The following is a 12,261-nucleotide window of genomic DNA, read 5'->3' on the forward strand; positions in this document are numbered from 1 at the left end:
GCGACCCGCAGGATTCGAAATCATCCTCGCGGGTCTACCGACCTGTTCTGAAACATGAGGGCGCAATTTTCAATTCGTATTACAAAGAGGGTCCATATGCTGAAACCAGGAAGCTACGTCTGCTCAGCGGCCTGCTTGCCACGTGGTCCAGAAGAACCTGCATCATTTCACTGGTATTGACCATCTCGGATTCTCGGCGGCCTTGACCGCTGCGAAAAACGTGGAAACTCCAGAATGGAATAAGGTATGGGCTGGGTACTTCACTTCGAGCGTCTAAGCCAAGCTCCTAAACCATGATGTGCCTTGCGGTGGGAAGCCGGAGCGTTGACGGAGTATGGGACACGTTCGAACCGCCTAGATCTTGACTTCTCAGACCAGAATCTAAGGGTCAGGAGTTCGACTCTTTTCGGGCGAGCCAATTGAACTCACTAGCTTTTTGGACGCCATGGGCACATGAACTCGCCGATTGCAGGCGTGTCAAAGCTGACCTGTTTACCGCCAACGACAGCGCCGGCCTTCGGGCCAGTATCCGAGTCTTCGATCCCTTTTCCGGTTGTACCGCGCAGGTAATATTCGGCTTCCGCATATATTCGAGATTGAGGGCGAACCGGAAAAAAATGTCTTCGTCTTTGACCTCATCCTGCGCATAGGCCCGGGAAATCGGGGCAAGGCCGGTGGCCGAAGCGAGCGTTGCTCCCAGGCCAAACTGCAACGCGCGGCGGCGCGAAACACGAAATGCAGGCGTGACGCGGATCATGGCTTCCTCCCAAAAGCCCGCCGGCATCAAACATTTTGGCACCTCAAAAGCGCACCTGCGCTCCCAACTTCAGGAGATGTGGAATGTTTCTCAATCGCCTTGAATGATCTCACCGATGGTCGAGCAGCTAGGTTTCCTCGACCCTAGCCTGATGTCAGCCGACGCACACTGCGCTGCAGCGCCGCCGGATCTGCCGGCAGCAAAAATCCCGCCGCTGCGGTCGTCCGAAGTACGCTGTCGATAAAATCCAGGACTTTTGCGTATCGATTTCGGACCAAGGTCCGTCTTGTAGAATACTGTATTTGAACAAAGCTAGGTAACAGCCGACTTTCGGATTCGAAAGTCCTGACGTTTTTCATCAGAAACCCATCCTGGCGGGAGGGCGACTCGAAGGAGGAACTATGAAAACGCGCACCTGTCTATTCGCGACTGTAGCCGCTCTCACCCTTGTCGCGTCTCCGGTACTCGCTGCTCCCGGGGGCAATGGCAATGGCAACGGCAATGGCGGCAGCAACGGTAACGGCGGAAACTCGGCCGGGGCCGGCTCGCAGGGACACGGAGCCGCCACTTCCGCCGCGGCCAAGGACAAGTCGACGACCGGCGTTGCTCATGCAATGGCGGTCGTTGCCACGACACCGGCCTCGCCGCAGGCTACGCTGGCCTTGCAGGCAGCGCTGGATAGAAAGGCCGCGAAAGACGCGGCAGACACTGCCGACGACACCTCTGACGAAACCGAGTGAGCATTCGAAACAGACCACTTGTCGCGTTGAAAGCCGTGGTTCGCCGCGGCTTTTTTCGTTTCCCGACGACGAACTCTCAAAGGTGAACAGCGCTTCCAGAAAAAAGCTGCTCCACGGCGGCACTGAAGCTACGCTAAGGCCAAACGCCGCCGCATCGGCGTCGGTTTCGATTGCATTCGAGGAGATCCCATGGCCGGCTTTGTCGACCGCGAGCGCGCAACTGACCTGATGCAGCGCGCCGGCATCGAGGCGCTGGTGCTTTGTGAGCCCGAGGCGTTCCAATATGCCACCGGTGCCTGGATCGGCCCGGCCGGCCTGTTCCGGCGGGCCGGCGCCGGTTTCGTCGTTATTCCCAAGCGAGGCGACCTGCCGATCGGCGTCGTGGTGGCGGATTTCCAGGCTGCCCGGCTCCGGGCGGCGATGGCCGGCGCCGTGCTGCGCACGCATGCGATCTGGATCGAATCGGCGTCGCTCGAGCCGGCGACGGCCGACCGGCCTGTTGCGCAGCGCATCGAGGCCGGCCTGGTTGGCCGCGCCCCCGGGTTTTCACGTCCGGCGACCTTCGAGCTTGCCCGCTCCGTCCGCGAGCTGAAAACGATCCTCGCAGAATTCGGGCTGGAGCGTGCGACGCTCGGCATCGAGCTGGATTTCGTCTCGGCCAGCGATTTTTCCGCGATGCAGGCAATGTTGCCGGGCACTGCCCTGGTCAACGGCTCGCCGGTTCTCGACAGGCTGCGGGCAATCAAATCGCAGAGCGAGATCGACCTTCTGCAGCAGGGCATCGCCCTGTCGGAAGCCGGCCTGTCGCGGCTGCAGCAGCATGCGACGACCGGCATGCGTCAGTCTGAGCTGGTCGCGCTTTACCGGCAAGGCGTCGCGGATGCATCCGCCGGGTCGTCGCAGCAAATCTCGACGGCGGAATACGTCACGCTGGGCGCTCGCCCAAAAGGCGCCGACGTCGTCGCCGCCGCCGGCGATCCGCTGAAGGCCGACATGGTGTGCAGCGTGAACGGCTATGCCTCGGATATGTCGCGGAATTTCACCTTCGGGCCGCCCTCGCCCGAACAGGCCGAATTGCATGCGATAGCCGAACGCGCCTTCGCCGACGGGCTTGCCGCGCTTATGCCCGGAAAGCCGTTAGCCGCCGTGCATCGCGCCGCCAGCGAAAGCCTGGCGCGCCAGGGCCTGCGTTCCTATCGCCGCGGCCATTTCGGCCACGGCGTCGGCAATTCCGTGTTTTCCGAGCAATGGCCGTTCATCTCGGCCGACAGCAATGTCGTGATCGAGGCCGGCATGGTGCTGGCATTCGAAATCCCGCTCTACATCGACGGTCTCGCCAGCTTCAATCTCGAGGACCAGTTCCTGATCACCGCCAACGGGCCGTCGCCGATGAACCGCCTGCCGAGGCGCCTGGATATTATCGCTTGAATCCAGCCGTTATCTGGCGCCGGCCACGCCCCTGCGGAAATCCGACGGCGACATGCCGGAAAGCTTGCGGAACGACTTGTTGAAGGCACTGAGCGAGCCGAAGCCCGATTCCATGGCGACGCGCAGCACATTGGCATCCTGATGCATCAGCAGCGCCTGCGCGTAGCTGAGGCGCAGCAAGTTCACATATTCATTGAGCGTCATGCCGGTCGATTTCTTGAAGATGCTCATGGCGTATTTGGGATGGATATCGGCCGCCGCGGCGATGTCGACGCAATCGATTTCGTAGAGGAAATTCTCGGCGATGAAGTCGCACATGCGCCCGACATTGCGCAGCGATTGCTGATCGAAGGGACTGCCTATCTCCTGTTCGACCGGGGTTTCGGGCACCAGCCGGTAAGGCTCGAAGCGCACCCGCTCCAGCCGCAGCAAAAGCTCGTTGACGGCATGCTCGGCCTTGACCGGGTCGCCGGAGCGGGCATAGCGGTTCCAGCGCTCGAAATTGTGGTCGTCCGACCGGTCGGTGGCGTCGGTCACCAGTGTCGCGCCGGTCATCAGTCTGTTGCGGACCTCGACGGGCAAATGCAGCCGGAAGAAATGCACCAGCGGCAAATGCGCGCCGGCATAGATGGCATCGTCGGAGGCTTCGTCCATCTGGTGCGGCAGGCCGCCCCAGAACAGGCACATGTCGCCCGCAGAAAGCGAAAGCCCGTGCCCATCCATGCGGTAATGCACGGCGCCACGCACGATGAAATTCACCTCGACCTGGGCGTGCCAATGCGGCTTTAGCATCACCAGGGGCTGGGTGTGGAACATCTGCAGCAGCAGCGGCAGGCCCTCCACGCTGCTGGCGCCAGGCTGGTAAAACGGCCTTTCCGGCATCTTACTTTCCGCTCATTTCTTATTCCCTTTGTCGCGGACAAGGCTTTCCCGAGGCCTAGTCTAGCCACGCTCGCAAACAGAGAGCAACTGAAATGGGAGGATTTCAATGCGCATAAAATTGACCTGCGCCGCGCTCGCGCTTGCCTTGGGCTCCAGCCCGGCCTTTGCGCAGTCCGGTGAAATCACGATCTGGAGCTGGAATATCGCCGCTTCGTCGCTGAAGGCCACCATAGCGGGCTTCAACAAGCAGTATCCCGACATCAAGGTGACGGTCGAGGACCTTGGCAACCAGCCGACCTACGACAAATCGATCGCCGGCTGTGCCGCCGGCGGCGAGGGGCTGCCTGACATCGTTACGATCGAGAACGGCGAAGCCGAAAACTACTGGAGCCAGTTCCCGGATTGCTTCGTCGACCTGCATACGCTCGGCTACACCGCGGAAGACCAGGCAAAATTCCCCGACTTCAAGCGTACCGAGCTCGAGGTTGACGACAAGGCCTATGCGATGCCCTGGGATTCCGGTCCAGTGGCGATGTTCTACCGCCGCGACTTCTACGAGAAGGCTGGCGTCGATCCGTCTTCGATCAAGACCTGGGACGATTTCATCGCCGCCGCCAAGAAAATCCAGGCCGCCAATCCCGGCGTCACGATGACCAACGCCGATTTCAACGGCGATTCCGAATTCTTCCGCATGATCTCCAACGAGCAGGGTTGCGCCTACTTCTCCGCCGACGGGCAATCGATCACGGTCAACCAGCCCAAATGCGTCGATGCCATGACCAAGATCAAGGAGATGAAGGACGCCGGCATCATTTCCTCTGCCGACTGGAGCACCAAGATCACCAACAACACCGCCGGCAAGGTCGCCACGCAGATGTATGGCGGCTGGTATGAAGGCACCATACGCACCGAATCGCCCGATGGGGCAGGCAAATGGGGCGTCTATCTGATGCCGAGCCTGACCGCCGACGGTCCGCGCGCCGCCAATCTCGGCGGCTCCTCGCTCGCCATCACCTCGGTGTCGAAGAACAAGGAAGCCGCCTACGCCTATCTGAAATACACGCTTGCGACGAATGAGGGCCAGATCACCATGCTGAAAGGCTTCGGCCTGGTGCCGTCGCTGATCTCGGCGCTCAACGACCCTTATGTCTCCGAAGGCCTGCCCTATTGGGGTGGCCAAGCCGTGTGGAAGGACATCCTCGGCACCTTGCCCAAGGTCGTCCCCAGCCGCGGCACGCCGTTCCAGAGCGACGCCGAAATCATCATCCGCGCGGTGCAGACCAAATATCTGGCCGGCGGCTATCCCGACGCCAAGGCAGCGCTCGACGATGCCGCAAGCCAGATCGCCGCGGCGACCGGCCTGCCGGTCAAGTCGTGATCTAGACGAGGCGGCTCCGAGCGCGCGGCTCCCCTTCTCCCCTTGTGGGAGAAGGTATCGCCGAAGGCGACGGATGAGGGGTGCTCCAGCTTGGCGCCGGCGGCACTCCGGCCATCACCCCTCAACCGTCTCTGCGCTACGCGCCGATCCACCTTCTCCCACAAGGGGAGAAGGCAAGAACTTGAAAGCAGAAAGGAGGAAAACGATGCGCTACCAGAACGCCACGGCGTATCGCTTTCTCGCGCCGTATCTGCTGATTTTTTCGATCTTCTGGCTGTGGCCGATCATCGATTCCTTCCTGATCTCGTTCCAGGCGACGCGCACCGTGCCGTGGCGCTTCGCGCCGACCTTCAACTGGGGCCGGCTGATCGGCGATCCGGCCTTCTTCAATGCCTTGAAGAACACATTGCTGATCCTTGTCATCCAGGTGCCGGTGATGATTTCGCTGGCGATTGTGATGGCGGTGCTTTTGAATTCGCCACTGCTCAAGGCCCGTGGCCTGTTCCGCTTTGCCTTCTTCGCGCCGGTCGTGGTCGGCGAGGTCGCCTATTCGGCGGTTTTCCGGCTGATGTTCAATCTCGACTACGGTATCATCAACAAGTTGCTGAACGGCATCGGCCTGCCCAGTGTCGACTGGTTTACCAACGTCACCCCGGCGATGGCGGTGATCATGATGGCGGTGACGTGGCGCTGGGCCGGCTACAACGCCATCATCCTGCTCGCCGGCCTGCAGTCGATTCCCGAGGATGTCTACGAGGCGGCGACCCTGGACCGGGTCAGCAAGGTCAAACAGTTCTTCTACATCACGCTGCCGCTGCTCAAGCCGATCATCGTGTTCTGCGCCGTGCTGTCGATCATCGGCACCATGCAGCTGTTCACCGAGCCCTTCCTGATCACCGAGCGCGGCGGGCCGGGCGGCGGCACCGAAACGCTCGGGCTGCTGCTTTACCGCCAGGGCTTCCGGTCGCTCAATTTCGGCTACGCTTCGGCCGTCGCCTACACCATGGCCGGGCTGGCGATTGCCATTTCGCTGGTGCAGATATGGCTGACGAGGGAACCGAAATGACCTCGCACTCAAGAGTCAGCCGCTCCCAGGCCAGATTGGGACGCAGCATCGCGCTGCATCTGTTCCTGACGCCGCTGGCACTGGTCTGGCTGTTTCCGCTGTGGATGATGGTGGTTTTTTCGACGATGCCCGACAACGGCATCTTCAGCCCCGACATCGAGCTTTTGCCGCATGGCAATTTCCTCGACAATGTCAGCAATCTGCAGCGCGGCACCAATTTCATCGGCGCCATCGGCATCTCCGTCTCGGTGGCGGTGACCTATACCTTCCTGTCGGTGATGCTGACCTCGATGGCCGGCTGGGCGCTGGCGCGTTACAACTTCTTCGGCAAGGGCATGGTCGTCGCCATCATCTTCGGCACCATCACGCTGCCCTATGCGGTCGTGCTGATACCGCAATTCATCATGGTGGCGCGCGACTTCAAGCTCGCCAACACCTGGGTGGCGCTGATCGTGCCGCCGCTGTTCAATTCGCTGGGCGTGCTCTTCATGCGGCAGAGTTTTTCGATGATGCCACACGAGCTGTTCGACGCCGCCAAGGTCGAGGGCGTCAAGGAATGGCGGATATTCCTGTTCGTCGCACTGCCTCTGGCGCGGCCGATACTGGCGGCGCTCGCCATCATCCTCTTCCTTGCCTCCTGGAACAACTATCTCTGGCCGCTGCTGATCAATTCCAAGCCGGGCGCGATGACCGCGCCCGTGGCGCTCGGCACGCTGATCGGTCTCACCAAGGTGTCCTGGGGCGGCATCATGGCGGGCGCGGTGATGCTGACCGCGCCAATGCTCGTCGTGTTCGTGCTTCTGCAGCGCCATTTCGTTGCCGGCATCGCCGCCGGCGCCATCAAGTAAGGATCAGCATGGCGGCAGTCACACTCAAAAACGTCATCAAGCGCTTCGGCGTCTTCGAGATCGTCCACGGTGCCAATATCGACATCGATGACGGCGAATTCGTCGTCTTCGTCGGCCCTTCCGGCTGCGGCAAGTCCACGCTGCTTCGGATGATCGCCGGGCTCGAGGACATCAGCGACGGCGAGATCGCCATTGGCGGCAAGGTGGTGAACGACGTCGAGGCGGCCGATCGCGGCATCGCCATGGTGTTCCAGTCCTACGCGCTCTATCCGCACATGACGGTCGAGCAGAATCTGAGCTTCGGCCTGAGAATGACCGGCAACCCCAAGGGAGATACCGAGCGGCGGGTGAAGCGGGCTTCCGAAATCCTGCGCATCGCCGAGCTGATGAAGCGGCGGCCGCGGCAATTGTCGGGCGGCCAGCGCCAGCGCGTCGCCATCGGCCGCGCCATCGTGCGTGAGCCGCAAGTGTTCCTGTTCGACGAACCGCTCAGCAATCTCGATGCCGAGCTCCGGGTGCAGATGCGCGTCGAGATATCGCGCCTTCATAAGGAGCTCGGCGTTACCATGGTCTATGTGACGCACGACCAGACCGAGGCAATGACGCTGGCCGACAGGATCGTCGTGCTCAACGCCGGCAATATCGAGCAGATCGGCGCGCCGCTCGATCTCTACGACGACCCCGCCAACCGCTTCGTTGCCGGCTTCGTCGGCTCGCCGAAAATGAACTTCCTGGCGGCAAAAATGGTCGGGGCCGACAACGGTGCGGCGGTCGTCGAACTGGTCAATCATCGCGGCGCGCGACTGCGCAAGCCGCTTTCGGATGCCTTGCCTGCAACAGGCGGCGATGTTGTGCTTGGCGTGCGGCCGGAGCATTTCTTCGACGCCGGCCAGGGCGATTGCGACCTTACCCTCAAGGCCGACGTCGCCGAGCACTTGGGATCGGTGAGCTATGTCTATGCCAATTCCGGTACCGGGGGCGGACGCGAGGAACTGATCATCGAGCGCGAGGCCTCGCGGCATCGCGCGAACGGCGACGACCTGGTGGTGTCGATCAAAGCCGACCGCTCGCTTCTCTTCGACGCCACCGGCGCACGCATTCGCTAACCCATCTTTCTTTTGTCCGATCGCGATTGCTCGCGGCCACCCCACGGAGATTTGACATGACGTCCAAACCAGAAAAAGTTCGCTGGGGCATTCTCGGGCCCGGCAACATCGCCAAGGCTTTTGCCGGGGGCGTCGCCCATTCGCGCACCGGCACATTGGTCGCCTTAGGGGCGCGCAATCCCGGCAAGTCGGGGCTCACCGAGGCTTTCCCCGGCGCCCGCATCCTGGACGGCTACGAGGCTTTGGTTGGCGATCCGGATGTCGACGCGATCTATATTTCGACGCCGCATCCGAGCCATGCCGAATGGGCGATCAAGGCGGCCGAGGCCGGAAAGCACGTGCTTTGCGAAAAGCCGCTTGGCCTGACCGCATTCGAAGCCGACGCCATGATCCATGCCGCGCGCAAGGCCGGCACCTTTCTCGGCGAAGCCTTCATGTACCGGCTGCATCCGCAGACGGCCAGGCTGGTCGAGCTGATCAGGACCGGCGCGATCGGCGACATCAAGATGATCAAATCCAGCTTCGGCTTCGCCATGCCGGGCTTCATGCCGGAGCACCGGCTTTACGCCAAGGATCTTGCCGGCGGCGGCATTCTCGATGTCGGCGGCTATCCCGTCTCGATGGCGCGGCTCATTGCCGGCGCAGCAGTGGGAAAGCCCTTCGCCGAGCCGGACAAAGTCGTCGGCGCTGCGCATCTCGGCCAATCCGGCGTCGACGAATGGGCGTCGGCGCTGTTGCATTTTCCGGGCGGCATCGTCGCGGAAGTGTCCTGCAGCATCTCGCTCGCTCAGGACAATGTCTTGCGTATTCTCGGCAGCAAAGGCCGCATCGAGGTGGCGGATTTCTGGTATGCCGGCGGCCAGCAAGGCGGCACCGGCGAAATCCGCATCATCCGTCCGGGTGACACCGAGGTGGTCGAGGTCACGGAGGACGGCTGGCTGTACGCATTTGAGGTCGACGCCGCCGGCGAGGCCATTCTCGGCGGAAAGCAGGAGTTCGCCTGGCCCGGCATGGGCTGGGCCGACAGTCTCGGCAATCTGCGCGTGCTCGACAAATGGCGGGCCGCAATCGGGCTCGAATACGACATCGAGAAACCGGCAAAGCGCGTCGACACGATCTCCGGACGGAAGCTGCGCTCCGGCGGAACCGCCATCCCCAAGCGCAGCATTCCGGGCCTGCCGCGGCCGGCCTCGTGCCTGGCGCTCGGCTTCGAGGATTTCCGCACCTTTTCGTCGGGCGCCATCCTGCTCGATGCCTATTTCGAGGCCGGCGGCAATCTGTTCGACACCGCCTTCGTCTACGGTTCCGGCTATACCGAGACGCTGCTCGGCCAGTGGCTGAAGAACCGCGGCGTGCGCGAGCAGTCGGTGGTCATCGGCAAGGGCGCGCACTCGCCGCTCTGCTATCCCGACGTCATCGGCAAGCAGCTCACCCAGTCGCTCGAACGGCTGCAGACCGACCATATCGACGTCTATTTCATGCACCGCGACAATCCGGATGTGCCGGTCGACGAATTCGTCGATGCGATGGACCGCGAGGTCAAGGCCGGCCGCATTCGCGGTCCGTTCGGCGGCTCGAACTGGACGATGGAACGCATGGATGAGGCGATTGCCTATGCCGAGCGCACCGGCAAGCAGAAGCCCGGTGCGCTTTCCAACAATTTCTCGCTGGCCGAGATGCTGGAGCCGATCTGGGCAGGCTGCGTCACCTCCTCCAGCGACGAATGGAAGGCCTGGCTCGCCGCCCGGCAGATGCCGAATTTCGCCTGGTCGAGCCAGGGCCGCGGCTTCTTCACCGACCGCGCCGGCCGCGACCGGCGCGACAATGAGGAGCTGGTCCGGGTCTGGTATTCGGAGAGGAATTTCGGCCGTCGCGACCGCGCCATCGAGCTCGCCAGACGGTTGGGCAAAAGCCCGATCCACGTCGCGCTCGCCTATGTGCTGGCACAGCCCTTCCCGTCCGTCCCGCTGATCGGGCCGCGCACGCTCGACGAGTTGGAAGACAGCCTCCAGGCGCTCGACATCTCACTTTCGCCGGACGATCTCGCATGGCTGGATAGCGGTTCGGATCAGGCCCGCGCGCGGGCCTGACGGCAGCGGCAGTCGCTTCGGCCTACGCTGCGTCCTTAGCTTCCGGACTGTTTGCACGGCCCTTACCCTCTCCCGCAAAGAACCGGGAAAGGGTAAGAATGAGGTCAGCGCAAAGGCCACTGGAAGTTAGGCAAGACAGATGCTCGACATCGCACCGACGAAACAGGCTGCCACCTGGCTCGATTCCTTTGCCCGGGCGCTCGAGGCCGGCGACGTCGAGGCGGCAACCAATTTGTTCGTCGAGGACTGCTACTGGCGCGATCTCTTGACCTTCACCTGGAACGTCAGGACGATGGAGGGCCGCGTCGCGATCCGCGACATGCTGGCGGCGACGCTGGCAACGACAAAACCTGCCCGGTGGCAGCTCAGCGGCGAAGCTACTTCGGACGAAGGCACGATCGAAGCCTGGTTTTCTTTCGAGACGTCATCGGCGTGGGGCCAAGGCATCATGCGCCTCAGGGACGGCAAATGCCGGACACTGTTTACCGCGATGAGCGATCTCAAGGGGTTTGAGGAGCGCAAGGGCCCGGCGCGGCCGCTGGGCGTCCGCCATAAGGCCGATCCGGAGCGCGAGACCTGGCTGGAGGCGAGGGCGCGCGAGACGCGTGAACTCGGCGCCGGCCAGCAGCCTTATTGCCTGGTCATCGGCGGCGGCCAGGGCGGCATCATGCTGGGCGCCCGGCTCAGGCAATTGGGCGTGCCGGCCATAGTCATCGAGAAGAACGCCCAGGCCGGCGATTCCTGGCGCAATCGCTACCGCTCGCTCGTGCTGCACGACCCGGTCTGGTACGACCATCTGCCCTACATACCGTTTCCCGAGAACTGGCCCGTGTTCACGCCCAAGGACAAGATGGGCGACTGGCTGGAGATGTATACGCGCGTCATGGAGCTCAACTACTGGACCTCCACGACATGCGTGAGCGCGTCCTATGACGAGACCGAAAGGGTCTGGACGGTAGAGCTCGACCGCGCCGGCGAGCGCATCACGCTGAAACCCAGGCACATCGTCTTTGCAACCGGTGCTTATGGCCCGCCCAGGCGCATCGACCTGCCGGGTGCCGAGGTCTTTCAGGGCGAGATCCTGCATTCCAGCCAGTATTCCAGCGGCGAGAAATTCCGCGGCAAAAAGGTCGCCGTCATCGGCGCCGCAAGTTCCGGCCATGACGTCAGCGTCGACCTCTGGGAGAGCGGCGCCGAGGTGACGATGGTCCAGCGCTCGCCGACGACGGTGGTCAAGTCGGACACGCTGATGGAGATCGGTTTCGAGATCTTTTCGGAAAAGGCGCTGGCCCGCGGCATCACCACCGAGAAGGCCGACATGATCGTCGCCTCGACGCCGTTCGCGCTGCTGCCGCAAGGCCAGCGGGCGCTTTACGACATCATCAAGGCGCGCGACGCGGCCTTCTACGATCGTTTGCGCGGCGCCGGCTTCGCCATCGATTTCGGCGACGACGAGACCGGGCTCCTGATGAAGGCCTACCGCACCGGCTCGGGCTTCTACATCGAAGTCGGCGCTTGCGACCTGATCATCGACGGCGAGATCGGCATCCGCAGCGGCGTCGGGATCAAGTCGCTGACGCAGACAGGCATCCTCTTCGACGACGGCTCCGAACTGGCGGCCGACGCAATCATCGCCTGCACCGGCTATCTCTCGATGAACGAAACCGTGGCGGCGATCGTCTCGCGCGAAGTCGCCGACAAGGTCGGCCCGTGCTGGGGGATTGGCTCGGGCGTGAAAGGCGACCCGGGTCCATGGCAAGGCGAATTGCGCAACATGTGGAAGCCGACGGCACAGGAAGCGCTGTGGTTCCACGGCGGCAATCTGGCGCTGTCGCGCTTCTATTCGAAGTTCGTCGCGCTGCAGATCAAGGCGAGGATGGAAGGCATTGCGACGCCGGTTTATGGAGCGGCGGGGCGGTGAAGCTGTGATCTCCCCCTTTGAGGGGGAGATGGCCGGCAGGCCAGA

The 12,261-nt window shown here is 62.6% G+C and carries 9 protein-coding genes and 1 pseudogene; 8 read left to right on the top strand and 2 right to left on the bottom strand.

Annotated features, from left to right (window positions below):
• Positions 1-452 precede the first annotated feature (452 nt).
• Positions 453-757 (bottom strand): annotated as a pseudogene (locus NKH41_RS11805) (ferritin-like domain-containing protein); the annotation flags it as partial.
• Between the two features lie 401 nt (positions 758-1,158).
• On the opposite strand from NKH41_RS11805, the gene NKH41_RS11810 reads away from it, so the two are divergent.
• Together NKH41_RS11810 and NKH41_RS11815 are read left to right on the top strand one after the other, a co-directional pair.
• Positions 1,159-1,497: a hypothetical protein gene (locus tag NKH41_RS11810; RefSeq protein WP_023675950.1), complete on the top strand. Its 339-nt coding sequence runs from the start codon at positions 1,159-1,161 to the stop codon at positions 1,495-1,497.
• A gap of 189 nt (positions 1,498-1,686) precedes the next feature.
• Entirely contained in the window at positions 1,687-2,925 is a 1,239-nt protein-coding gene (locus tag NKH41_RS11815) for a M24 family metallopeptidase (protein ID WP_352770088.1), read from the top strand.
• A gap of 9 nt (positions 2,926-2,934) precedes the next feature.
• Here NKH41_RS11815 and NKH41_RS11820 read toward each other — a convergent pair whose 3' ends face one another.
• Complete coding sequence (locus NKH41_RS11820; RefSeq protein ID WP_023675948.1) at positions 2,935-3,807, bottom strand: helix-turn-helix domain-containing protein; 873 nt, start codon at positions 3,805-3,807, stop codon at positions 2,935-2,937.
• 106 nt (positions 3,808-3,913) lie between these two features.
• Here NKH41_RS11820 and NKH41_RS11825 point away from each other — a divergent pair, with 106 nt between their 5' ends.
• From NKH41_RS11825 to NKH41_RS11850, 6 genes are all read left to right on the top strand, one after another.
• Complete coding sequence (locus tag NKH41_RS11825; protein WP_352770091.1) at positions 3,914-5,185, top strand: extracellular solute-binding protein; 1,272 nt, start codon at positions 3,914-3,916, stop codon at positions 5,183-5,185.
• Positions 5,186-5,390: 205 nt separating this feature from the next.
• Complete coding sequence (locus NKH41_RS11830; protein ID WP_023675946.1) at positions 5,391-6,251, top strand: carbohydrate ABC transporter permease; 861 nt, start codon at positions 5,391-5,393, stop codon at positions 6,249-6,251.
• The gene (locus tag NKH41_RS11835; protein WP_352770094.1) at positions 6,248-7,099 is read left to right on the top strand and encodes a carbohydrate ABC transporter permease; all 852 of its coding nucleotides are present in this window, start codon (positions 6,248-6,250) and stop codon (positions 7,097-7,099) included. The genes NKH41_RS11830 and NKH41_RS11835 overlap by 4 nt, the downstream gene beginning before the upstream one ends.
• Positions 7,100-7,107: 8 nt before the next feature.
• Positions 7,108-8,205: an ABC transporter ATP-binding protein gene (locus tag NKH41_RS11840; protein WP_352470902.1), complete on the top strand. Its 1,098-nt coding sequence runs from the start codon at positions 7,108-7,110 to the stop codon at positions 8,203-8,205.
• 56 nt (positions 8,206-8,261) lie between these two features.
• On the top strand, positions 8,262-10,295 hold the full coding sequence (locus tag NKH41_RS11845) for an aldo/keto reductase (RefSeq protein ID WP_352770097.1): 2,034 nt from the start codon (positions 8,262-8,264) through the stop codon (positions 10,293-10,295).
• A gap of 139 nt (positions 10,296-10,434) precedes the next feature.
• Positions 10,435-12,216 carry an NAD(P)-binding domain-containing protein gene (locus NKH41_RS11850; protein ID WP_352770100.1) on the top strand — a complete coding sequence of 594 codons (1,782 nt, stop codon included), beginning with the start codon at positions 10,435-10,437 and terminating at the stop codon, positions 12,214-12,216.
• Positions 12,217-12,261 lie beyond the last annotated feature (45 nt).

Origin of the sequence: Mesorhizobium sp. M1169 (assembly GCF_040318345.1) — a bacterium.
Taxonomy (GTDB): Bacteria; Pseudomonadota; Alphaproteobacteria; order Rhizobiales; family Rhizobiaceae; genus Mesorhizobium.